This is a genomic window from Shewanella sp. 492, assembly GCF_059338445.1.
This window is the reverse complement of sequence record NZ_CM181702.1, coordinates 739,523-764,512: the sequence shown is the minus strand read 5'-3', so window position 1 is coordinate 764,512 and position 24,990 is coordinate 739,523. Positions and strand designations below refer to the sequence as shown.

Here is a 24,990-nt window from a genome sequence, read left to right as displayed (position 1 = left end):
TCTACAACGCGTTAAAAAGAAACCGTATTTACGGTTAGATTAACGTTTATTAACCAGAACAACCACCATGAGTGACAAATATGTTACTCAGGACGCGACAATAACACCAAGGAATGAGGGATCACCTCTAATTGAACCCGTTGGCCAAGCGCTAAATCGTTTTTGGGGCTGCGAACATCATAGCGTTGTGTACCGACCAATACTCGATAATGACAATTACAGCCTAAAAAACGTCGCTCGACGATCATCCCCTCCCCTTGCTCATTGGCATGAATATCGATTTGCTCTGGACGCAATAACAGTTCACCACTATGCCCTACATCAAACAACATAGGTGCAGTGCTGACAATCGCCCCCAGTGGCGTAGAGAGTGTAAAACCGTCCACCACCTCAGCAGCAAGATAATTGCCCTCTCCTAAAAATTCAGCAACATATTTATCGGCTGGCGCACTGTAAAGCGCTTCGGCACAACCATATTGCACTATGGCTCCTTGATAAAATAGCGCTAATTTATCAGCAAATACAAAGGCTTCATCTTTACTGTGCGTCACAAATACTGCACTGACATTACGTTGTTTTAAAATGCTGCGGATCTCCAGCATCATTTCATTACGCACTTTGGCATCTATATTAGAAAAAGGCTCATCGAGCAGTAATAACTCAGGTTCATAGGCCAGTGCTCGAGCAATCGATACCCTCTGTTGCTGACCGCCAGATAACTCGTGTGGATAGCGGGTTGCTAAACCATCGAGTTTCACCAGAGCTAGCATTTCAGTTAATCTCGCTTGTCGCTCAGCACTAGTTAATCCTTTGACCCCAAACAAAATATTGTCGGCAACCGTTAAATGGGGAAACAGTGCATAATCTTGGAAGATCATCCCCACTTCTCTTTGCTCACTCGGCACAAAGTGATCATCGCCCGACAACAACCGCTTATTGATACTAATTCTGCCAGCAGAGATAGGTTGCAGCCCAGCAATCGCCCTGAGCAGGGTAGTCTTACCGCAGCCACTGGGGCCTAGCAGCGCAGCAATCTCTCCCCGTTGAATATTAAGGCTGAGTCCTTTTAAAATCACCAGACCTTGGTAATCACTATGAACATCTTCGATATTGAGGGTAGACATTTAAGTATTATGCTCCAAAGAACGGTTTAAATAGATCAGCGGAATGAGACCAACAAGAACAATAACAATAGCCGCCAGAGCGCCATGCTCAAGCTGTTCATCTGACACGAACTGATATACGTAGGTGGCAAGATTTTCAAACCCGACCGGCCTTAGTAATAAGGCCGCAGGCAGCTCTTTCATGCACTCGATAAACACCAACAACACGCCAGCAAAAATGCCTTTTCGTAACAGAGGAAGGTGCACCTTACGCAGCAAGGCGTTGGGTCTTAGCCCCATGGTGATCGAAGCCATATCCAGCGTTGGACTTATACGCTTGTAACTGCTCTCCACACTGCCAATAGCAATAGCCACAAAGCGAATTGAAAAGGCAAAAATTAACGCAAATACGCTGCCGCTTAACAGTAAACCAGGCCCTTGTGCATCGAAGTAGGCGTAAATATCATTAATGGCAAAATCCATATAAGTGAGTGGCACCAAGATCCCAATCGCCAGCACGGTACCAGGCAGCGCATAGCCGGTAGACGCTAAACGTGACGGTAATAGGTCGCTGCGCCGTGGGCTACATCGCCTAACAAACATCAGAACCACTGCAATAACCGCAGTGCTCAAGGCCACTAATAACGCAATGTAAAGACTGTTAAAGCTATATTGTAAAAACTGGTTGTGCCAACTGACCTCAAAATATTGCCAGGCATAACTGACAAGTACAGTAAAAGGCAGTAGAAAAGCCAACACCAATAAACCAGCGCAGTAAAAAGTTGCCAGCCATGCTTTAGGTGCCGATAACAGATAACGGTCACGATCATTGAGCTCGGCCTGCTTCTGAAATAACTTTTGCTTACGGCGCGCAAAACGCTCACTGCCAATCATGCAAAAAATCACCAACAACATAATTGCCGATAACTTGGCGGCAGCAGATAAACTGCCATAGCCTAGCCAAGTGTCATATACCGCTGTGGTTAATGTCGGCACAGAAAAATAACTTACTGTAGCAAAGTCAGCTGCGGTTTCCATTGCGACCAGAGAAGCGCCAACGGCTAATGCGGGCCTTGCCATGGGTAAACTTAAGCGCCAAAAACCTTGCCATGGGGAGCACCCCATCACGCGAGCTGCATGTTGTAAGCTTGAGGATTGCTCCATAAATGCGGTGCGAGCCAACAGATAAACATAGGGAAACAACACTAAAGCTAACATCACTGCTGCACCCATCAAGGTGCGTACATCGGGGAAAAAATAGTCTTGGGGCGATTGCCAACCAAACAAAGTACGCAAACTTCGTTGAATCGGGCCAGCATAATCGAGCAGATCGGTATACACATAAGCCACCACATAGGCTGGCATAGCTAAAGGTAATAACAATGCCCACTGGAAGAGTTGGCGCCCCGGAAACTCACAACGGGCAATGCACCAAGCTGCGGGCAGTGCAAATACCACGGCACCAATACAGACACACAGCATCAACGCCAACGTATTAAAGATATATGTGGGTAATACGGTATCGAGTAGATGAGCAAATATAGCCTCACCGGGCACAGCCGCCTGCACAATAATGGCTAACAATGGCAGTGTTAAGATCACTGCTATCAAGTAACTGAGCACTGACCAACGTCGAGCAAAACCTAAAATCATTCGTTATCTCATCTGGCTTAGTCAGATAATTATCAAGGACCAACCTAAATCGAAGCTTAAATAAAAACGATTATAACTTACAAAAATGTGCGCTCTGTAGCTAAAAAGCAAAATAGCCTTCTAAATAAGAAGGCTATACCGATATCAAAAGCAAGCATTGACTATATGTTATAAATCGAACTTCACTTCATCTAATAATTTTACGGCTGCCTGATGATACTCAGCCAATTTATAGATCGGTAACGCATCGGCTTTAAACTCCCCCCAAGAGGCCACTAGCTCAGATGGCGCGACATCGACTTTGACCGGATATTCCATATTGATCTGCGCATAAGATTGCTGTGCGGCATCACCTGACAAATATTCCATTAATTTGACTGCGTTGTCTTTATGGGGGGCATACTTAGCCAACGCCATTCCTGAAATATTAATGTGCGCACCCCGATTACTTTGATTAGGGAAGTTAATATTGACCGCCTCAGCCCAAGCAACTTGATTAGGATCTTGCAGCATTTTACCTAAGTAATAGCTATTACCTATGGCAATATCACACAAACCTTCTTTAACAGCTTGCACCTGAGCACGATCATTACCTTGTGGCTTACGTGCCAAATTGGCCTTAAAACCATTTAACCACTCTTTGGTTTCAGCTTCACCATGATGGGCGATCATCGAGGCAACCAAAGCAATGTTATAGGGGTGTTTACCGCTGCGAGTACAAATTTTGCCTTTATATTTGGGGTCAGCAAGATCTTCATAATCAATATCTAATGGCCCTAAACGCTCTTTAGATGAATAAATATTTCTCACCCGCTGAGTTAATGCGAACCACTCTCCACTGGGCGAGCGCATCGTTTCTGGGATATTGCTCTGCAACACATCACTCTTCACCGGACTAACCAAACCTTTCTCGGTCAATTCCATTAAGCGAGAAAAGTCAGATGTCAGCACTAAGTCAACGGGAGATAAGCGCCCTTCTCTGGCAATACGTTCGGCAATGCCATTTTTAGAAAAGACCACATTCACCTCAATACCCGTCTGTTTGGTAAAGTCAGTTAAAATGGGATCTATCAAAAATGCCTGCCGATATGAGTAAATCGTTAACGTCTCAGCGGCACTTGTCATTGATGTTATACAAGCCAAACCTAACGCAATAATGCCTTTAGTAAAGTTCATTTCAACTCTCCAGTCACAAACCGATAATGATAATGGTTATCAATTGCGAATAGGGTAATCAAAACCTCACATGACGGCAAGTCGAATTATCAAAAAATCATCATATATCGGCAGTTTTGTGCTTAGTTAACAATAGTGTCTACACTAACAGGGCAAACGCAACAACCTGACAAGCGATACATCACAGAGAATAACTATGCTTATTAAAATTACCGCACTGATCTTGGCGCTGATGTTACTGCTATATCTGTTTAAGCACAGATTAGGTATAAGGCGAAAAAAATCTGCAAATACAGCACGTAGCAAAACTATAGCCAAACCGATTAGTGAATACCCACCTGTTGCGGAGCTACAAAATCTGTCAATAAAGTCGAATTTTCATAGCGTAGAAATTGTCAATGATGCTATGGATTGTACCAGAGCCAACTCACTGCAAGGTCAACGTTACCTTTCTGCGCAAGCCCCTACGCTCCCCCTCAAAGGGTGCAACTCTTCGCCGTGCCGTTGTCGCTATGTTCACCATGCCGATAGACGAAAATTCGATGAGGAGCGGCGAATACAATTTGGCGTTAGCCATGAACTTTACGGAACCTTTGGCGAACAAAACCGCAGAAACAGCAAACGCAGCGGCCGCCGCCAATACGACCAAAGATAACACGGACCATGCTGTTAACCAGTCTATGGCGAGTAAAGTCATACGCCGAGTAGCAAGTACAGCAAACGCCAATACATGGCAAAACACCGCAGCAGTAAAAAAGGCGGCCGTTATCAAAGGAGTAAGGCATTAAAGAAGGCTTTATGACACTAAAGCAGTATTTAGTGGCTAGAAGCTAGGGGGTTGAGACAGTAGGCTAAAGGTGGGCGATAGCATTAAAGCCCCCACCTTTCAGTTAATTGGTTTAAGCTACCTCATCTTTGCAAAGAAGATAAGCGTTACTGCGACACAAGAGATGGGGCTTAGAGCCTGTTGTCACCAATATTTTTCAACCGTGATTTGGCCGGGCGCTCGGCGTAAATTAGTGGCTAAACCACGCTCTTTAAGCTGTTGAGTCAGACTTTTAATCATCTCAGGGTGACCACAAATCATCACTTGAGCATCTTCGGGGGTTAATTGAAGCCCAACTTGCGCCTCAATAACGCCTGCAGCCATCGCATCGGGTATACGGCTAGCTATGGTACCAACGCCTTTTTCACGAGTCACAGAGGTGACGAGTTCAAACTGCTGCGGATAGGTTAACTTAAACTGCTGCAACTCTTGGTAATAAGCTAAGTCATTTGCCTGCCTAACCCCATAAACCAAAATCACCTTGTCAAAACGCAGCCATGGTTGCTCGGTTCGCATCATAGAGATAAAAGGCCCTACAGCGGTTCCGGTTGCAAATAGCCATAAATGTTGGCCTTGAGCTGGCAACTCATCTAGGGTCATAAAACCTGTCGCCTGAGTGGAAATATCGATACTGTCGCCAACATTTAGCATCTGTAATTGCGGAGAGAGCTTCCCCTCTTCTACACTTACCGCCAGAATCTCAAGATACTGACTCGAAGGCGCATTTACTAATGAGTAAGCTCGCGCTACTCTTTTATCATCAATAACTTGTGAGAGCTTAATAAACTGCCCCGCAATAAAATCACCAATATCAGCAGACAGCTTTAACGTAAATAACCGTTCGTTCCAATCTATGCGCTCTACCACGTTTGCCTGTTGCCACATTGGCGTCCCCTTTGAGAGTTTTATCAAGGTCGATAAACACCATCATTGAAGTTATTGAGAGTAGAGTCAAGGCAACCTATACCATAGAGCTTATTTGACCAATTAATGAGTCGGTACAAGATTAAATCATCACTTGCTTATAGAGATCCAACATCTGGGTTAAAGCTGTCACGAAATTCCTGTAACCCTTGCTGCACCAAAGAGTAAGTTTGCTCTACACCATCGGCAACATCCCCTTCGAGAACTTTCAATCCAGATAGAATATCTTTAGCTTCATCAAACCCCTGCTCAATCGCGCCGCCAATAATCGCCAAAAATGAGTTAAGCTGCTCGTCAAAGGCCATATTACTGTTTTGCTCTTGATGCACAGTAAAAAACTGCGTAGCAAAGCTAACAATACGTTCGGCTGTCGCTTCAGCAGAAGTATCGACACCTTGTTCAACCGCGGTTTCAATCGCCTGCTCACCCATAGAGGGAGCGAGATGCTCATTAATTGAAGCTATCGCAGCCTTATAGAGTAGCCGCATAGGTTCGTTAGCTGAGCTGAGGTTCACCTCATGCTGTGCTGACAAAATGGCCTTATTCATTAGCTGCTTACTCGTTGCCTGAGCTGTGTTAGTTTTAGCCACTGCCGACACCTGCTGGCCGTGATCCATATTGGCTTCTGATTTAGTTCGAGCCGTTTCTGACACGGCGGTGCCATGATTGTTAATCTGCATAACTGCCTCTCTAAGCGATAATGGCCCTTTAGCCTAGCTTCTATTATCGACCATTTTTTAAACCGCTTTAACTTTTATCTCTGCCTTATGCACCTTTACGCTATAACACCTTAAAATGTATCAAGATGGTGTATTTTAAGTAAAAAGTGCTAACTAGATCGAATTTCCCCCCCAAATGGGTTACCATGTGGTGATAATAATGTGACATAGAGCTAACAAGGCAATAGGCCTACCGTGAGCAGTGCAATATTTAAATCATATTGATGTGTTTCAATACAGTGCCACAGCGGTCAAGTGGAAACCGCTGGCATAAGCCTATATCTCGAAAACCACACATAGATCATCGAGATTAACCGTCTAGCATGCGTTTGCTCGACCCAAGCTTTCACTGCCAGTAATCGAGTAATGCCGGCGCTATGAGCCTTGACTAAAATGATTAAGGTTTAGGGCTAACTAAATAGATGATTTAGAGTTATTAATCTAATGCGACTTGGATAGCGCTAGCTTTATACGTTACACTTGACTACATTAGCAACATATGGAATAGCGGTACAGCTAGTATAAAATTCAATACCAAGGAGAACATCTGGTGAGTGATTCGTTTTTTGGAGCGGGTGGAAAAAGTAAACCCCTCTCGGTCAGCTGTCAAAACTGTGATCGGTTAACCGTCATCGAAGGCGAAACCATCTGTTTTAAGCGCGGGGAGATCATACGACTCACGCCTTACGACACTGGCAATAATAAACTAAGCCTACTTTGCGATGGTTGGAGACCCATTAACACCTCAAAAACAGCGTAATGGCTGTCTGTTAGGCGCTCATCATGAAATATAGAGCATCACGATTATATACAGTCACCACCACTAAGTTCCATTAATAACATTTCCCCCAAGAGCCATCACCTATCTTTGATTAGCTTCATGGGTTAGTCAAACCAAGGTGGCAACGGGGGCGATCGGGTCGCATGTCAATCTGCAGCAAAAACGAATTCCAGCCTGCCGCAAGCAAATAAAACAGCGTGTATGATTACAACCTAAGCCGATTAATGTTGATGCTGCACCGTCCATAATTTATGGTACAAGCCTTTGGCTTTTAACAAGCTGTGATGATCACCGCGCTCCACTATCTTGCCTTGGCTAAGCACTATAATTTGGTCAGCATCGACCACCGTCGATAAGCGATGGGCGATGACCAAACTGCTGTGGCCTTTTTCCATCTCTTTTAATGCCGTCAAAATAGCTTGCTCTGAATGGCTATCGAGCGATGATGTGGCTTCATCAAACACCAACAAAGGCGATCCCTTTAAAACGGCTCGAGCAATAGCGACTCGCTGCTTTTCACCACCCGAGAGCTTTAAACCGCGCTCACCCACTTTAGTGTGCCAGCCGTCCTTAAGTTGCTCAATAAATCCGGCTAAATGAGCCATCCTAATCGCGCCTTGCACCTGTTCATCAGTTGCATTTGGTGAGCCATAGCGGATATTTTCCAATAGTGAATCATTAAATAACACAGTATCTTGCGGCACTATAGCAATGGCTTGTCGCAGAGCATGTTGACTCAATTGTGTAATATCTTCACCATCAATAAAAATGTGCCCAGACTGTGCTTCATAAAAACGAAATAGCAGTTTAACTATGGTGGATTTGCCCGCACCACTGTCACCCACAATCGCCACTTTTTTACCTGCGGGTAATTCAAAACTCACATCATCAAGGATCTTACGGCCATCATAACTAAAGCTAACATGTTCAAAACGTAGGCTACCTTGGGTCAGTGTCGGACTGGCGGCATCTGGCTTGTCTTCAATGGTAGGTGTCCGATCTAATAAAGAGAACATGCGCTCAATATTGGCTAGGGCGCCTCGGATCTCACGATAGACAAAGCCTAAAAAATTCAGTGGCATAAAAAGCTGCATCATAAAGGCGTTAATCAACACAAAATCACCGATGGTCATTGCCGCAGCGCTAACCCGCTGCGCGGCTAACGCTAGCATCAAGGTCATGGCTAACGAAATAATTAATGCTTGACCAGCATTTAGGGCAAACAATGATAAGCGATTACTGCGCTTTGCCCGCTCCCAACGTTGTAATGCTTGATCGTACTTTTGCGCCTCATATTCTTCATTATTGAAATACTTCACGGTTTCATAATTCAATAAACTGTCGATAGCGCGGGTATTAGATTGTGAGTCAGCTAATGCCGCTTCGCGAACAAAACCGGTACGCCATTCGGTGGCTATCACTGAAAATAAGATGTAAGCCACCACTGCACCTAAAGTGATCAACGCAAACTGCCAACCGTAGTTATAAAACAAAATCCCCACCACTAAGGCAATTTCTAACAGGGTGGGCACAATATTAAACACCATAAAACGCATCAAGAAGCTGACACCGCTGGTACCACGCTCAATATCACGAGACAGACCACCAGTGCGGCGCTCCAGATGAAAGGCTAAATCTAATCGATGTAGATGTTGGAATACCGACAAGCCAAGGCGACGAATCGCTCGCTCTGTCACTCGACCAAATAAGGTGTCACGCACCTCAGAAATGACCGTGTTTAACAACCGCATTGCGCCATAAGCAACGACTAAGGCTATAGGTATGCTAATAATTTGCTCTGTCGATGCTTTATCTAAAGTATCGACAATCTCTTTGAGTACAAAGGGTAAACCAACACTGGCGAGTTTAGCGATAACCAAACACAGCAAAGCCAGTATCACCCGCCCCTTAAACTCCAGTAAGTAGGGCCAAAGTAGCTTTAATACATGCCAATTTAATTTATCTATCGGTCCATCAAAATAAAGTGTCGGGCGCATAGGGGCTCCGTATCATCAATAAACACCACAAATATCGAGAAGTAACCAGCAAGAAAACATTCCCCATCTAGCCTCAATCAGCTGATAGACTTTAGTGTTATTTTTGTGGTAAAAAACGGTTACAAAGTATTACCGTTAGGTTGACATCTTGACCGAACAAGGGACCGTTAATCGTCAATATACTCATAACCTCAAGGGGTTATCATATATGGCGATTTTTGATAACCTCGGTATTATATAAAGTCGCTCAACCAATATTGTATAGAGCATCGGGAATAACCCGCTAAATGTTAAGGAAGCCGATATGCCACAATCATCTGACGCGCAATACCCACCACTACCGTTAATACAAACTTGGGTATGGATGATGACCGAATCGAATAACCCCGAAATTCAACAAAAAGGTCAGAGTAATTTAATCTCCTCTTTTGGCAGTTTAGCCAAGGCTAACGAATACCTCATTACTCAGCAAAGTCGTTAATCGCACTTTAATAATAAAGAGGAAGCCATCGGCTTCCTCTTTATATTTATATTTTTTTAACCTGTTTCGCGACGACGTATAATACTCTGGTTAAGCATACCGAGTAATGTTTCAGTATCTTGCCAGCCCAAACACGCATCGGTAATACTTTGGCCATAACGTAAAGCCTGTCCCTCTACGTGATCTTGGCGCCCCTCCACTAGGTGACTTTCAATCATCACGCCAAAAATGGCTCGCTCACCAGCACTTATCTGCCCTGCAACATCTTCAGCCACCAGCAACTGACGTGTAAACTGCTTACAGCTATTAGCATGACTAAAATCCACCATAATATTGGTAGGCAACTTAGCCTTAAGCAGTTGTTCGTTAATCGCTTTAACATGTTCAGCACTATAGTTGGGCTCTTTGCCCCCCCGCAGAATAATATGGCAATCAGGGTTACCTTTAGTCGATACAATGGCAGAATGGCCGTATTTGGTCACCGACAAGAAATGATGTGGGGCACTGGCCGCGCCAATAGCATCGATCGCCACTTTAATAGTGCCATCGGTTCCATTTTTGAATCCCACAGGACAAGATAAACCCGACGCCAATTCACGATGAACCTGAGACTCTGTTGTGCGAGCACCGATAGCTCCCCAGCACATCAGATCGGCAACATATTGCGGTGTGATCATATCTAAAAACTCACCGGCAGTCGGCACGCCCATATCGTTTAAATTCAGTAATAGCTTACGTGCTGTGCGCAGCCCATCATTTAATTTAAAGCTATTGTCCATATCAGGATCGTTGATTAACCCTTTCCAGCCCACAGTGGTGCGCGGCTTTTCAAAGTAAACTCGCATGACGATCTCAAGTTGATCTTTATATTGCTCTCGTACCTTCACTAAGCCTTGCGCATATTCCAACGCCGCCACAGGATCGTGGATTGAACACGGGCCCACCACCACCAACAGGCGATCATCTTGCTGCTTTAATATTTGATGAATACTATTACGCGCATTAAAAACAGTGGCAGATGCATTTTCAGTAGCCGGAAATCGCTCAAGAATCGCGACTGGAGGTAATAACTCTTTAATTTTATTGATACGAACATCATCGTTTTGATAATACATGATATATATTTACACTCCGGCTAACGATTAAAAACAAGTCTCTCTTTTGCGCTACTTGTTTAAATCTATCCAGTATTATCGAGTATTGCAACTAAACAGTGGCCTAATACAATTAAAGATGAAAAATAAGATTTTTATCAGTAATTTGTAAAAGGTGATTTATCAATTTCACCACTCGTAATAAGCCGTTAATGCCGCCTAAAGCTGTCGCTAAATTTAACATAACAGCGAAGTTCAGTTTAAAGCAGCCACAACCTTCATCTAACCTAAGGTTACCATCAAGCCAATAGGCTATAACAGAAAATAACGTTGAGCTTATTGCTGTTCCTCAATTAGTAGAGGTCAGCAGTTACTCGTCTGATAAGTCTACACCAACGGCCATGTATATTAATTTACGATGAAGATGCTAACCTTGTCACGGACGGACAGTTAACCCAATATTTAGTTACGAATTAAGTCAATAAGGTGCGCTGCAGCGCATATACAGTGCACCAGCATAAAGCCTATAAATCCATGGGCACAACTCTGATGATAACTGCGCCAATTTAACGCTTCACTGCTGCCTTGAGTCACAAACCACATCACACCGGTAAACGACACTAACAACAGCAATATCAGGCCAACCCCCTCTATCACACTAAAGAGGCCTCGCCCCCCAGCTGCAGGGATCTTACCGCGCTTTAAACCGCAAACATCACTACTTAGTTGGGTAAAATCCCCCATAAGCCAAGGAAAAAATTGACGCCACTTCCCCTTAACAACATTCGCCAGTAACATCGGTAGCGACAAACCGGCAACCACCATACCTAAATAAACATGTAAATAATCCCAGACTGAAGCATTCACTCTGATGCTGCGCCCCATTACAATCCAACTGCTGGTGAGGATCAAAAATAGCGATAACAAGATCAACAGCAGATGTTGGTACTCTATGGTTTTATTAATCAATTTACGGAGCATATCAGTCATCTCCTAGCCGTAAGCCACACTTACAGTTGATGCAATTGACTCGCATATTCGCCCACTTTATCCCAATCGGTGTACTCCACCCGAGTATCTGGCGCTGTCGGCCCTTTGGTGAGCCACATGATGAAGCGAATAATATTTCTATCGAGGGCGTTGTAGCCTTGATAATCTAAATTGCCACCAAATACTGCCAGTAACTTAGGTTTCCAAGACGTTTTGGCTAAAAATGCCTGCATATAGGGGTTGGTTTCTGGGGTGTTTTTAGCCGGTTTTCTGGCCACTAGACTGACCGAAAAAAAACTACTCACCTTATCATTTAAGGCCTGCATATTTTGACTAATAAAGTCATAGACCGCGGGATGATGTTTACCGTGACGAATACTGGCCCCCAGCACCACCTTATCAAAGGCTTCAAGTGGTGGCACATCGTCAATACTGGCGCAAGTAACCTGATTGCCAAAAGATTCGAGACGCTGCTTGAGGTGATCAGTGACCTTACGCGTCTGTCCATGTACGCTAGAATAGATAATTAATATTTTACTCACTGATACCTCTAACTTTATTAATATCAACCAATAAAATCATCATAAGCGATTTGTAGCAATATTTAATTGAAATAGATCACGAGGGGTTGCAGCAAAAGCCCTGGTAAGTTTACCTGCATCACAAATACAGCGATAATTCGTTAAGATTAATGCCCCTCGCCCAGCTCGCCATGCTCAGTGCGCGCTCACTGTTAACGATAGCCCCCCCTTGCATCATGCTGCTCAACTCCTAAAGAAAAAACCAAGGTAAATTCATAGATATCAGTAATAAATAAGATGAAATTAAGCAAGGCAAGGTCAATAATAGTGCGATAGACTGCTTGTTACTTCATCACATAATTACATTTGAAACCATGACTGAAAAGGGTTCTAGCGCTTCACAGCACAATCAGCTTGATGTCTCTGCACGTAAAAAAGCCTTGTCACTTGGGCGTTATATAGGCTTGAGTGGTGAGGAAGGGTATCGACCTTCGATGGCATCAATAACAGCGCGTGCCCAGCAACGGCAAAACCTGTTAGTCAACCAATACCAGAGTAATCTAGAAACTATCTATACTATTGCGCTAGCACAAACACCTTCTGATGTGATTGGCGCTGATTTAGACCCCGACTGGATCCATCAATTCTTTCAATTAGCGGAGCAGATCCATAACCGTAACATGCAAACCTTATGGGGGCGTATATTAGCCAATGAACTCACCAGTCCCGGTCGCTTTAGCTTACGCAGCCTATCGACACTCAAACAGCTAACTCACAAAGAAGCACAGATGTTTGAAAAAGCCTTAGGCATGAGCGTAACCGTTAATAACGAATCCAAACTGAAATTACTCATGGGCTATCGCCATTCTGGTGGCATTGGACAACTGTTTCGCAAGTCAGACAATACCCACATCGCCCTGTCACAATTTGGCTTACCTTACTCCGCCATCCTAACTATGGTGGATGCGGGATTACTGCATAAAAGCGAGTTTGAAACCGGGGTGCTTAACGCTAAAACCGCCATCAGCCTGACATTATCGGGCAAATCTATGACGCTCACCCCTAAACATGGAAACCTGCAATTTAACTACTATCGCTTAACTCCTTCGGGCGATGAACTCGCCCAATTGGTGCGTTCTAAACCGGATGAAGAGTATGTTAAAGCGCTAACAGCCATTTTTAGTAAAGACTTTAAAATTGATTATTGACTCGTTTGCGCCACGCCGCAATTTACAGGCTGAGGATTAAACCAGTTAAGGCTTTGAGCTAAATCAACCACTTCGCCAATAATCATGAGTGCTGGCATCTGTAGTTGTGGCGATGCCGCCAACTGTTCCAGTTCTTCTAAGGTGCCGATAAAGCTTCGCTGTTCATCGGTCGTCGCTTTAGAAACGATCGCAACCGGTGTCGTCGACGCACGACCCGCCCCAATGAGCCCTTGCTTAATGGTGTTAGCATTTAAAATCCCCATGTAAATCACTAGGGTGTTTTGACTGTTGGCGTAGCTTTGCCAGTCGATCGGACGACTCGCCAGTTTGCAATGACCGGTAATAAAGGTCACGCCTTGCGCATGATCTCTATGGGTCAATGGAATGCCAGCATAGGCTGATGTCCCGCTCGCCGCCGTTATGCCAGGGACAACTTCAAAGGCGACGCCGGCTTCGACCAGGGTTTCTAGCTCTTCACCGCCGCGACCAAAGATAAACGGATCACCGCCTTTAAGGCGCACCACATGTTTGCGGGTGTAAGCCTTAGTAACAAGCAGTTGATTGATCTCATCTTGGGCCGCGCTATGTTTACCAGCGCGTTTACCCACGGCAATTTTCTCGGCAGCTACTGGCACTAAGGCCATGATGTCCTCACTCACCAAAGCATCATAAAGCACTACATCGGCTTGTTTTAAGATGCGAAAAGCTTTAAGCGTGAGTAGCTCAACGTCTCCTGGGCCTGCGCCAACCAGCCAAACTTTGCCGCGCTCCTGCTGCCTAGGTAAAGTAATTAGTTCCATGTCCGCATCTCTGCCAATAATAATTAGCTTAATATAGCGTCATTTTTATTACTTAAAAAATATATAATAATTAGATTCTATTCCATTTAGTTATTAAGAATGTATCGAAAAGAACCTATGACGGTAGCAAAAACCGTCGCGGCGCAGATAAAAGATGCAGTGTGGCGAGTCAAATGTTAAAACAGATCTAGCTTTTACTGTTATAGCCACATGATCTCATATGCTCAAAGCGCATATGCTAAAAGGAACACATGGATGAAAATATCTCAGTGTCGTTATTGGACGCCTCTACTTGGATTACTTACGCTCGCTACGCCAGCCTTTAGCGCAGACAAACCAGAGATCGCCTCTCCCTCAAAAAGCGACTCATTGGTTGATGAGAGGATAAAGGTGGAATTGGCAACCGCCGACTTACCCTTTGTGATCACCCCGCACAAGGTCAATTACATCTTACCTTTCACCTATAACACCAGTCCCAATATCGAGCCCTTTAAAGAAGAGATAGAAAATTCCGACGCCGATATAGATAAAATGGAAGCTAAATTTCAAATTAGCTTCAAGTTTCCGCTGATGTACAACGTATTTGGCGATAATGGCCACTTGTTTTTTGCCTATACCAATCAATCTTATTGGCAGGTCTATAATAAAGAGATTTCATCACCGTTTCGGGAAACAAATCATGAACCCGAAGTATTTATGCTGTTCAATAATGATTGGAAAATTGGCCCGCTAACTAACTCGCTGTGGGGGATCGGCGCGGTGCATCAATCCAATGGCCAAACAGGTGATCTCTCCCGTAGCTGGAATCGTATCTACGGTACTATGGTTTTTGACAGCGGCCCCTTTGCATTGAGCGCCAAGGTGTGGTGGCGTATTCCTGAAGACGCCAAAGAGACGCCCACATCGGCAAGAGGCGACGACAACCCCGATATCACTGATTATATGGGTAATGTTGAATTACACGCGGTGTACGGGTTAGATAAACATAGATTTAGTATGCTACTGCGTAACAACTTAGATAATCCTAACTATGGCGCAGTGGAAGTCACTTGGAGTTACCCCATCGTCGGCAACCTAAGACTGTATACGCAGTACTTTAACGGCTATGGCGAGAGCCTATTAGACTATAACTCACACACCAATAGAATTGGGATTGGCTTTTCCATAAACGACATTTTATAACGGCCTGAGTGTGGGTTCAGCACGAGAGGATAAACCATCAGCATGATGAAATTCGGTCATCAATCCATCATCAATGGCTTTGGATTAATCATGCTTATTAGCTGCCTGCAACTGACGTTTATCGCACTGCGAAACGAGCCACCTAAGGCGCTGTTAACAGGTAAAGAGATCCGTGACGATTTACAATTTTTGCAGCAACAATTAGCCGAACACTCCTCATTTGCCGCTATTGCACCGCAGCGATTAACACTCATTAGCGAGCGGGCTCAAAGGCTGGCCGAGCAGAGCACATTGCCCGTCAAGCGCAGTGAGTTTGCCATGCAGCTACATAATGTATTAGCACCTCTCGATGATATTGCTAGTCGCATATCTGATGTAAATAATGCAGCTAAGCTGCCCATTCATCTTCAACACAGTAACGATGGCTGGCGAGTACTCAATAACGACAATAGGCTAATTGATAGCGAACACCCTTTAGTGACTCATATTGATGGCCTGCCCATTGCCCGCTGGGTCGATGCTTGGCAACGGTTTTTAGCACCATCACAGCAATCACAGCCTGATCAGCAAGCCAAACTGCTACACCATATTTCGCTACTGAGACAAGAGATAGGCATAGAGCATAGCGACCATGTACGCATCACCTTGAGTGATCTGCAACAGCATATCCGCCAGCTTAATCTGCCATTACCATCTTCGACTCAAATCTTGCCTGCAACAGCACTAAAAACAGAGGGCTACTATGATGCAGTCCGCGGTCAATTTAGCCTACATGACTTAAGTAAATTCACTCCCAATAGTCCATTGCAAAAAGCGCTCAGCCAGTCGTTATCAACGCCGCTAACCATCATAGATTTACGTAATGCTTATGGCCATGGGGATCAACTGTTAACTGGGTTGGCGCAACACTATCGCAAGCACAACTTACAAGCCAATGTAGACACGGCTTCAGCACTTTACGCCATTGCCCGTTATCGACGAGCGCCAAACTTGCGCAGCGATTATTTGTCGCAATTGAAATTTGTTGCCTATGATAACCTCCCCACCGATGAACAACAGCAGGTAAACCAAGCCAGCCAACAGATCCGTAGCCAGTTTGATACTCGCTTTAGTCAATGGCATGCACGTAAATGGCCCAGTAGTGCGCCAACATCAGCGACCAGCCGAGCGAGATTGCCAAGCGGCACATTTGCCCAACAAAGGCTCACTCAGCCTAAATTGTCCCCCTATCCACCAGACGCACATCAGATGCCTCAATATGAGCCCGCTTGGCTAACACCATTAACATCCCCCATGGCTCAAGCGGGACAGCTAGTATTATTGATTGGCCCCGACTGTCGTCAGCAATGCCAGTGGGTAGCCTATTTTGCCCAGCAATGGGCAAATACCCTATTAATCGGTGAGCCGACTCGCGGTAGCTTTGATAGATATCACCTCATTACGTTACCCAACAGCAATATTAAGGTGAGCATTAGCAGTAGCCTCATTTATGATATGCTCGGCCAACAGTTATCAGGGCTAGCAACTTATCCTGATATTTTAACCAATACAGACGCCATGTTATGGCGCAATTCGATCATCTCGCTCATCGATTTATACGCCAGCAAAGACTCTCTAAAATGACCAGAAAGCCCTCTAGCAATCGCCTAATGTCCACAAAAAAAGGAGCAATAACATGAAGACACTAATCAACACCCTATCGAGCCGATGGCCCCATATTAGGATGCTCACAAGCGTCCTGTTCCTCGGCCTAGCCAGCATCAATTTGGCCCATGCAACCGATTTAAAAGTAGGCGATAAAGCACCAGACTTTAGGCTGCAAGCAACCGACGGTCATTTCTACCAACTACAAGATTATTTAGGCAAACAAACGCTGGTGCTGGCTTGGTATCCCATGGCTAATACTCACGGCTGTACATTAGAGTGCAAATCACTGGTGCAAAAAGGCCACCTTATTCGGGAATATAACGCCGTTTATATGATGGCCAGTGTCGATGATCTTGAAGATAACCAAAAGTTTGCCGAAGAACAAAAAGCCGATTTCCCCATGTTAAGCGACCCGACAAAAGCCACGGCTAAAGCCTTTGATGTGCTTAATTTAGTGCGAGTCGCCAGCCGAGTGACTTTTTATATTGGAAAGGACGGTACTATCTTAAAAATTGATGACGATATCAACCCTGCCAGCGCAGCCGAAGATATCGCCGCCACCTTAGCTGAGCTAGGCGTAGAGAAACGCAGTTAAGCCTTAACTTAACCCTTCGAAGGCAAGGTCGTAGGCCTTGCCTAAATCAACCGTTTTAGGCTTATCAGCCTTCAACTCAGCAGTTCGCTTATCGGTTGCTTTAAGTGTCGCCGGATGCACCAAGCTCAATGGCACATTAGCGATAGTCAATAACACTCCCTCAAGGATAAAAGTGCCTGCGCCACCAGCACCTTGTCCAGTTGTTGCGCGGCGATTAAGCACTAATTGCGCCACATTATGTTGCTGACAATACGCCCCAAAGGCGGCGCAAAACAGCGAAATATCCTCTGCGGTAGGAGCCTTAGGAATAGCCAGTTTATTGATTTTACTTACTAACACCCTATGGTCTGCACGCGTCCCCTCAACACTCACTAAACGAGCTTCATTCCCCTTTAAAAACACACCTGTTATCACCACAATATTCACCTGCTGTAAAAACTAAAAAGCCCTCCCCCTGGTGACCCACCACTGGGGGAGGGCTCAAATCGATTAATGGCTTACTTGTCGTTTGCCGTCTGCATCAATGAATTAATCACTATGCCTCTAGCATTAACATCTAAATCCACCTTTACCTTCATACGGTAATCGTTAAGGCTAGCTAACTCTTCAGGGATAGGCTCACCACTGATCTCCATTAACGTCATCATCGGCGTAAACAGCTTGGCGTAATCGGCCGATAGGCGCAATAACCCGTTGCTCGCTAACGCCTCCTCGACTAATCCATCTGCAATTTGTTGGCTTTTATCACCACTGTAGAGAGCTAAATGATTACCTTTAAGGGCCATCTTCACGGTAAAGCCATAATAAGGCGGGAATTGCAGCGCGCTGTTTAAATCAACGGGGCTACCATCTTTAGGGAGTTGAATATTGGCTAATTCTGGTGCAAATGGCTTCACCATATTAAACAAGATGGCGGGGTCATTTGCCGACAGCGTCACAATAGCATCCAAGGTTTTAATCTCAAAATCCGCCGCCGCTTCATTTAACTCATAGTTAATAAGCGACATCGACAACCCTTTAACCCCATTGGCCATCCCTGTAAACATACCTAACATGGCTGGACTTTGACCTTCCATCTCAGCTTGTATTTGGCGTAGAGGTTCACACTGATAGGATGGCGTAAGCAGGTCGTCCCACACTTTTGTCATCGCAGGCACAAACTGAGCGACATCTATGCCTAAACCGATAGAAAATACACTACTTGAAATATCTTGAGTATAAGTAGGTAAAAAACCACGAACTTGTTGCAACGCGCCCATAATCACCTGGTTGTGACTTTCGATAACCGTACTAATGCCCATAGTGGTCTGCTGCTTGGTTAACTCAAATTCTGTGTACCCCATTACGGTTTTAGGCCAGTTGTTGGCGATACCATTAAACTCATCGCGGCACACTTGTGAGCGCAATTCGATAAAGGGATCTTCATCAGCTATGGCAAAGAGACTAGTTAACTGTTTAGCCAATTGGTTGCCGTCACGAGTGGTAATGCCCTTCACCAACTCCTGATGATTGATATAACTTAATCCATCCTTTAAAAAACCGTGTTTAGCAATAGCGTCATCGATAATATTGGTATCACTAATAGGATTGGTCACCGCCTTTATCCCTAAGGCCGTTTCCAACAACATCGGCTCACTAAAGTTGGTGGATAAGGTTAGGGTCAGCATGTCATTATTGATAGCGACCACCAGATCGACTTGCTCAGTATCCCCTTTATCCATCAATGGATAGGCGCGGTAATTAACATCACCCAAGGAGCGCATGTCATGCATTAAGCCACTTTCGGCTTCGAGGCTGTCTAACAGCGCCCAAATCGCCTCAGGCTTTGCAACGTCAAGTTTAAGAACAGGAAGTGCGCCTAAGGTATAAAAATAGCTGGTGATATTTTGCGGTAAACCAAAGGTATCGATAAAGGTCTGTCCATCTTTAATACTCCCCATGTAGCGATTCAATAATCCGAGAACAAACTTCGCGCGCGGATCATCTTCTTCAAGCATCAACTCGCGTAATTCTTCAGGATATTGCTTTTGCGCCTCAGGAATAGCGTCGATGTAATCTTTGATAGGAAACGGACTAAACTGTGCAGAAAACAAAGGAGTATCGGCAGGAATATAGGCCAACGTCGCATTATGTGACTGCGGCTCTTCTTGTTGCGAAACCCAGTAAGCACCGGCTCCAATAGCGATCACGGCCGCGGCCACTAATGCCTTCTTCATTAAAAACTCCCTTTAAATATCGATGATCCGCCAAGACATTGTCACCGCCTTTGGCTGGTACAAAAAAATAGTGTACAGATAGTACTATATGGATGAATAAAAAGGGAAATGACTATTGGACTAGTTAGGCGTATCAAGCAATTGAACAGGTGAAAATACCACAAGAAAGAAGATAAACAGGCGATGCCACATAAGTGAATAACAGTCCCAGACACCTGGATAGCCACACCGGACTATCCAGGGCCTAAGCGATAATTAGCAAGCGCTAGCAAACCAATCAAGTTTCGCAGTGACGTGTTGGTATCGAATTGCTGCCCTGTCTGCTGGTAACCTTTTTATAAGGAAGATAAAAGTTACGCTACCCCAGCGGAATAAAATCCAGACAAACTATCAAAACCATCTACGGGAACTTACAACTATAGAACAAATCACCAGCCTGTGTATAACCATGTTTAAAAAAAGTGCATAAAGCATGAAAAAGTATTAAGACTAACGTCTTATTAGCTTAACTATCATGATGATAGCTACAATCTAAGCGCCTAAAAAAACACCAGCAGTTATACACCCATCCCATAACACCTAAATCTCATAATGCAGGCCACATTCCCGCTTCAAGCCATTAAAACGTGTCTCTTCTTCTGTCATTCCCAGTGTTAAGGGTTGGGTAGAATGGGTATCACCTACTGAGACATAACCTTGCTCCCACAGCGGATGATAGGGTAATTGATGTGCGATCAAATATTGATGCACATCTTTATTACTCCAATCGACTATGGGCAGTAATTTATAACGTTCGCCATGAATGGCTAAAATAGGCAAAGCTTCACGAGTGCTGGCTTGGGTGCGTCTTAACCCCGCAAACCAAGTGCCAATATTAAGCTCTTGTAGTGCATTTTGCATCGGGATCACTTTATTGATGCGATTATACTGCTCTAGACCATCGAGCCCCTGCTCCCACAATTTGCCAAATTTGGCCTCTTGCCAAGCGGCGCTCATTGGCGCTCGGTACACCTTAAGGTTAAGTTGCAAGCGCTCGGTCAATTGATCTATAAACTGATAAGTCTCAGGAAACAGGTAACCTGTATCGGTTAAGATCACCGCAATATCACTCTGAGCCTGACTGACCAGATGCAACATGACTGCCGCCTGAATGCCAAAACTGGATGACAAACCATGCTCACCGGGTAAATAGGCTAATCCCCACAGGACGCGCTCGGCCGCTGTAAGAGTCACAAGGTATTCATTTATCTTTGCTAATTCAGCTTGTTGCTCTACTTTAGGTGCGCCAATCAGCGCCTGTAACTGGTTTGGCGATATCATTAATTTATCCATGAAAATCCCTGGCGGCATCTAATACCGCTTTCACTACGCCGACACGCACAGTGAAGTTACCAAAGGTTTCTCCCGTTTCACGCTCACTGACATAGCGAGCAAACAGGGCATCGAGTTCGGCTAAAATCTCCGTCTCTTGAATATTCTCTCGATAAAGCTTATTCAATCGCGTACCTTCAAAACTGGCACCAAGATAGAGGTTATAACGCCCGGGAGCCTTACCAACCAAGCCAATTTCAGCCGCAAAAGGACGAGCACAACCATTAGGGCACCCCGTCATACGAATAACAATACCTTGGTCGAGAAAACCATGCTTTTCCTGCAGCGCTTCAACTTTGGTCAAGAAATCAGGAAAGTAACGCTCCGCTTCTGCCATCGCTAATGCACAAGTCGGCAATGCTACGCAGGCAATGGAATGACCACGGGTTTCGCTGATCAACTTGCCCATCAAACCGTGACGGCGCGCAATCGCTTCAATCTGTGCTTTATCTGCCTCGGCAACACCCGCGATGATGATGTTCTGATTAGAGGTCATACGAAAATCCCCTTTGTGTACCAAGGCAATTTCACGCAGTCCAGTTTGCAACGGCTGATCCGGTAGATCTTTAATCCGACCGCCTTCGATAAATAGGGTCAAATGCCATTGGTCATCAACGCCTTTTATCCAACCATAACGATCGCCGCGATCGCCGATCACTACATCACGTTTAGGCTCAAACTTAATGCCAGCACGCTTTTCAACTTCAGCTTTAAAGGCATCAAATCCATGTTTTACAATGGTGTATTTAAGGCGTGACTGTTTACGATCGGAGCGATTGCCCCAGTCACGCTGCACTTTAAGTACCGCTTCGGCAAACTTAAGGCAATCTTCCGCTTTAATAAAGCCAAAATCATCACCCAGACGCGGGAAGGTGGCAACCTCGCCATGGGTTGATCCCATACCGCCGCCTGCCACCATATTAAAACCAATTAACTCACCCGCTTCAGCTACGGCGATAAAGCCAAGGTCGTTGGTGTAGACATCGACATCATTATCGGGCGGTACCGCCACCGCCATCTTAAATTTACGCGGCAGATACGTTTTGCCATACACAGGCTCTACTTCATCACCCTCACTGACGGCCACCTTGTCATCACCTAACCATATCTCGGCGTAAGCTTTAGTACGCGGCAAGTAGTTATCCGACAACTGCTTGGCCCAGTAAAAAGCTTGCTGATGCAGCTTAGACTCTACCGGGTTGGGATTACACATCACGTTGCGGTTGACGTCACCACAAGCTGCGATTGAATCTAGCGCTTCTTTGTCCAAATCTTGAATTAGCGTTTTAAGATTACGCTTAGGAATACCGTGATACTGAAACGTCTGACGCGTCGTAAGACGAATGCTATTTGAGCTGGTGAGGTTTGAGGCAATTTTATCGACCCCCAACCATTGCTTCGGCGTACACACCCCACCCGCCACTCGAGCACGCAACATAAAACTGTAAAGAGGTTCTAGCTTTTGCGCTTTACGTTCATTGCGTTGATCGCGGTCATCTTGCTGATAAAAACCATGAAACTTGATCAGTTGCTGGTCACCTTCGCTGAACGAGCCAGTCAATGAGGTATCTAGCCCCTCTTCGATAGTGCCGCGCAAATAGTTACTGTCGGTCTTTAGGTGTTCATTTACTGATAATTTTTGTTCGCTCATGGCTACTGTCTTTCCCTATAAGTGCCCGGGCGCTGCCGATGCACGTTTCGCTACTTTAAGTGGTTTTTTAGCTAAAATGCGTAATACGTCGATTAATAAACATCTTTTTGATAACGTTTATCACGGCGAAGTTGCTCTAAATATGCTGCGGCCGCCTCTTCATCTTTACTGCCATATTGCTTCACCACATCAAGCAGAGCTTGATGCACATCTTTAGCCATTCGCTCGGCATCGCCACACACGTAGAGGTGAGCCCCCTTTTCTAACCACTGCCACAAGGCCTCGCCGCGCTCAGCAATGCGATGCTGCACATAAACCTTGTGCGCCTGATCTCGCGAAAAAGCCGAATCAAAGCGGGTTAGCGTGCCCTCTTTAAGATATTGCTGCCACTCGGTTTGATACAGGAAGTCTTGCTCAAAGTGCGGATTACCAAAGAATAACCAACTTTCTCCAGCCGCCCCTTGTACGGCACGCTCCTGCATAAAGGCCCTAAAAGGGGCCACACCGGTGCCAGGACCTATCATAATCACAGGCGTTTCTGGATTATCAGGCAAACGAAAGTGGTTGTTCGGCTCAACATAGACCTTAACTGCTGCACCCTCTGCTGCGGTCGCTAAAAAGTGTGACGCGCCGCCAAAACGGGCAACACCTTCTCGCTCATCCGCAACCAATGCCACAGTCAGATGTACTTCGCCGTCCACCTCGGCTTGGCTCGATGCTATCGAATAGAGGCGCGGCGTGATTGGGCGCAATAACTCGACCAACTGGAAAGCGGTAATATCAACCGGATACAGAGCAACCAGATCGGCAAGTTGATGATTGAGCACAAACTGACGCGTCTGTTCTCGGTCTTCGCTAATTACCAGTAATGCTTCATCACCGCTTAGTTGTGCCCAGCTTTGCACCAGTCCAGGGTAAAGCTGGGTTAATTCGCGCTTATCTTTAAGCGCCTCAAAAAACGACAGGCTTTGCTCAGCAAGCGTCACCTGCACTGCGCCATCGAGGGACAAGGCACTCAAAATCTCATTAACCAAGGCATCTGAATTACTAAACCATACCCCGAGTGCATCACCCACTTGATAACTGAGCCCTGAGTCAGCGAGATCAATCTCAACATGGCGCACATCTCTGTCTGAATCACGCCCGGTCAATTTTTGGCTCACTAGCACCTCGGCGCTATAGGGTTTTTGCTTAGTGTAAGTTGCTGCAGTGGCGCTACTGACACCGCCTATTGAGACCACGTTCGCGCTAGAGGCCGAGATTAACGGCTTAACGGCAGTCAACACCTGCTGCTGCCATTGGCTCGCAGCCACATCATAATCGACATCACACTCAGTTAGCGGCACAATCGATTTAGCACCTAACGCGGCAAGGCGCTGCTCAAAGTCTTTACCGGTTTGGCAGAAAAACTCGTAACTCGAGTCACCGAGCGCTAATACAGCATAATTAAGCTGCTCTAAACGCGGCGCACGTTTCGATGCTAAAAACTGGTGTAGCTCAATGGCATCATCAGGGGCTTCGCCTTCACCATGGGTACTGACCACGGCAAGTAGTAAGGTCTCTTGTTTCAGCTGGCGCACCTTGTAGTCGGCCATAGAAACGAGATTAACGGCATAGCCTTGTGCCTGGGCTTTTTCAGCCAAGTCGGTCGCAACACCTCGGCCATTGCCTGTTTGACTACCATAGAGAATAGTGATGGTTTGCTCTGGCGCACTGGCAGTATTGATGGCATGACTCGCCACTTCGGCAGTCGCCGACAGATAGCCGCCCACCCACGCCAGTTGCACCGCAGTAAGTTCACTCGTGAGTTGTTTTAGCTTATCGACCTGTCCTTGAGACAGTGGAGAAGCTAGTGATGAAAGCTCTTTTAACAGCATGAAGGACGGCCCTATATCAGTGTAATAGACCTAGCTTAGAGCCTTACTTGAAAAGCAAAAAAGAATAAAATATGATTTTTAATATCTTTTTGGAATATGCAAAGCGCATTAATTGAGCTACAAAAGTGAGGGTGGCGAATCAAAATCGTAAAAAATGGGTAGTTAAGCACAGAATTTA

21 protein-coding genes are annotated in these 24,990 nt (G+C 45.3%); 6 read left to right on the top strand and 15 right to left on the bottom strand.

Going from position 1 to position 24,990, the window contains the following annotated elements:
* Positions 1–83: 83 nt before the first annotated feature.
* The 3 genes from AC5YBX_RS03410 to AC5YBX_RS03400 form a co-directional block, all read right to left on the bottom strand.
* Positions 84–1,124, bottom strand: coding sequence for an ABC transporter ATP-binding protein (locus tag AC5YBX_RS03410; protein WP_494524362.1), 1,041 nt, complete (start codon positions 1,122–1,124; stop codon positions 84–86).
* Complete coding sequence (locus AC5YBX_RS03405) at positions 1,125–2,756, bottom strand: ABC transporter permease (RefSeq protein WP_494519988.1); 1,632 nt, start codon at positions 2,754–2,756, stop codon at positions 1,125–1,127.
* A 168-nt stretch (positions 2,757–2,924) separates the two neighbouring features.
* Entirely contained in the window at positions 2,925–3,932 is a 1,008-nt protein-coding gene (locus AC5YBX_RS03400) for a Fe(3+) ABC transporter substrate-binding protein (protein WP_494519989.1), read from the bottom strand.
* Positions 3,933–4,507: 575 nt separating this feature from the next.
* Here AC5YBX_RS03400 and AC5YBX_RS03395 point away from each other — a divergent pair.
* Entirely contained in the window at positions 4,508–4,720 is a 213-nt protein-coding gene (locus AC5YBX_RS03395) for a hypothetical protein (protein ID WP_494519990.1), read from the top strand.
* A 182-nt stretch (positions 4,721–4,902) separates the two neighbouring features.
* Here AC5YBX_RS03395 and AC5YBX_RS03390 read toward each other — a convergent pair whose 3' ends face one another.
* The 3 genes from AC5YBX_RS03390 to AC5YBX_RS03380 all read right to left on the bottom strand — a co-directional run bounded on the left by AC5YBX_RS03390 (position 4,903) and on the right by AC5YBX_RS03380 (position 9,179).
* Positions 4,903–5,643: a ferredoxin--NADP reductase gene (locus tag AC5YBX_RS03390; protein ID WP_494519991.1), complete on the bottom strand. Its 741-nt coding sequence runs from the start codon at positions 5,641–5,643 to the stop codon at positions 4,903–4,905.
* Positions 5,644–5,780: 137 nt separating this feature from the next.
* Positions 5,781–6,362: a DUF5610 domain-containing protein gene (locus AC5YBX_RS03385; protein ID WP_494519992.1), complete on the bottom strand. Its 582-nt coding sequence runs from the start codon at positions 6,360–6,362 to the stop codon at positions 5,781–5,783.
* A gap of 1,041 nt (positions 6,363–7,403) precedes the next feature.
* Positions 7,404–9,179, bottom strand: coding sequence for an ABCB family ABC transporter ATP-binding protein/permease (locus AC5YBX_RS03380; protein ID WP_494524361.1), 1,776 nt, complete (start codon positions 9,177–9,179; stop codon positions 7,404–7,406).
* Between the two features lie 304 nt (positions 9,180–9,483).
* Here AC5YBX_RS03380 and AC5YBX_RS03375 point away from each other — a divergent pair, with 304 nt between their 5' ends.
* A complete protein-coding gene (locus AC5YBX_RS03375) occupies positions 9,484–9,660 on the top strand; it encodes a hypothetical protein (RefSeq protein ID WP_475515922.1) in 177 nt (58 codons plus the stop codon).
* Positions 9,661–9,716: 56 nt separating this feature from the next.
* Here AC5YBX_RS03375 and aroG read toward each other — a convergent pair whose 3' ends face one another.
* From aroG to hemG, 3 genes are all read right to left on the bottom strand, one after another.
* Positions 9,717–10,775, bottom strand: coding sequence for a 3-deoxy-7-phosphoheptulonate synthase AroG (gene aroG / locus AC5YBX_RS03370; RefSeq protein WP_494524360.1), 1,059 nt, complete (start codon positions 10,773–10,775; stop codon positions 9,717–9,719).
* Positions 10,776–11,216: 441 nt separating this feature from the next.
* Positions 11,217–11,744, bottom strand: coding sequence for a cytochrome b/b6 domain-containing protein (locus AC5YBX_RS03365; protein ID WP_494519995.1), 528 nt, complete (start codon positions 11,742–11,744; stop codon positions 11,217–11,219).
* A 20-nt stretch (positions 11,745–11,764) separates the two neighbouring features.
* Positions 11,765–12,286 (bottom strand): menaquinone-dependent protoporphyrinogen IX dehydrogenase, encoded by a 522-nt coding sequence (gene hemG, locus AC5YBX_RS03360; RefSeq protein WP_494519996.1) that lies wholly within the window; start codon positions 12,284–12,286, stop codon positions 11,765–11,767.
* A 353-nt stretch (positions 12,287–12,639) separates the two neighbouring features.
* Between hemG and AC5YBX_RS03355 the strand changes: the two genes are divergently transcribed.
* Positions 12,640–13,473 carry a TIGR03899 family protein gene (locus tag AC5YBX_RS03355; RefSeq protein WP_494519997.1) on the top strand — a complete coding sequence of 278 codons (834 nt, stop codon included), beginning with the start codon at positions 12,640–12,642 and terminating at the stop codon, positions 13,471–13,473.
* On the opposite strand, the gene cobA is transcribed toward AC5YBX_RS03355, so the two are convergent.
* On the bottom strand, positions 13,467–14,273 hold the full coding sequence (gene cobA / locus AC5YBX_RS03350; RefSeq protein WP_494519998.1) for a uroporphyrinogen-III C-methyltransferase: 807 nt from the start codon (positions 14,271–14,273) through the stop codon (positions 13,467–13,469). The genes AC5YBX_RS03355 and cobA overlap by 7 nt on opposite strands.
* 255 nt (positions 14,274–14,528) lie before the next feature.
* Between cobA and AC5YBX_RS03345 the strand changes: the two genes are divergently transcribed.
* From AC5YBX_RS03345 to AC5YBX_RS03335, 3 genes are all read left to right on the top strand, one after another.
* Positions 14,529–15,455: a phospholipase A gene (locus AC5YBX_RS03345; RefSeq protein ID WP_494519999.1), complete on the top strand. Its 927-nt coding sequence runs from the start codon at positions 14,529–14,531 to the stop codon at positions 15,453–15,455.
* Positions 15,456–15,497: 42 nt separating this feature from the next.
* Positions 15,498–17,078, top strand: coding sequence for a hypothetical protein (locus tag AC5YBX_RS03340; protein WP_494524359.1), 1,581 nt, complete (start codon positions 15,498–15,500; stop codon positions 17,076–17,078).
* Positions 17,079–17,178: 100 nt separating this feature from the next.
* Entirely contained in the window at positions 17,179–17,697 is a 519-nt protein-coding gene (locus AC5YBX_RS03335) for a peroxiredoxin family protein (protein ID WP_494521660.1), read from the top strand.
* A gap of 3 nt (positions 17,698–17,700) precedes the next feature.
* Here AC5YBX_RS03335 and AC5YBX_RS03330 read toward each other — a convergent pair whose 3' ends face one another.
* The 5 genes from AC5YBX_RS03330 to AC5YBX_RS03310 form a co-directional block, all read right to left on the bottom strand.
* The gene (locus tag AC5YBX_RS03330) at positions 17,701–18,114 is read right to left on the bottom strand and encodes a DUF3010 family protein (RefSeq protein WP_494520001.1); all 414 of its coding nucleotides are present in this window, start codon (positions 18,112–18,114) and stop codon (positions 17,701–17,703) included.
* A gap of 80 nt (positions 18,115–18,194) precedes the next feature.
* Positions 18,195–19,913 carry a hypothetical protein gene (locus AC5YBX_RS03325; protein ID WP_494524358.1) on the bottom strand — a complete coding sequence of 573 codons (1,719 nt, stop codon included), beginning with the start codon at positions 19,911–19,913 and terminating at the stop codon, positions 18,195–18,197.
* A gap of 579 nt (positions 19,914–20,492) precedes the next feature.
* A complete protein-coding gene (locus tag AC5YBX_RS03320) occupies positions 20,493–21,245 on the bottom strand; it encodes a phosphoadenylyl-sulfate reductase (protein WP_494520003.1) in 753 nt (250 codons plus the stop codon).
* On the bottom strand, positions 21,238–22,935 hold the full coding sequence (gene cysI / locus AC5YBX_RS03315; RefSeq protein ID WP_494520004.1) for an assimilatory sulfite reductase (NADPH) hemoprotein subunit: 1,698 nt from the start codon (positions 22,933–22,935) through the stop codon (positions 21,238–21,240). Before cysI ends, AC5YBX_RS03320 begins: the two co-directional genes overlap by 8 nt.
* Positions 22,936–23,027: 92 nt before the next feature.
* Positions 23,028–24,812, bottom strand: coding sequence for an assimilatory sulfite reductase (NADPH) flavoprotein subunit (locus AC5YBX_RS03310; protein ID WP_494520005.1), 1,785 nt, complete (start codon positions 24,810–24,812; stop codon positions 23,028–23,030).
* Between the last annotated feature and the right edge of the window lie 178 nt (positions 24,813–24,990).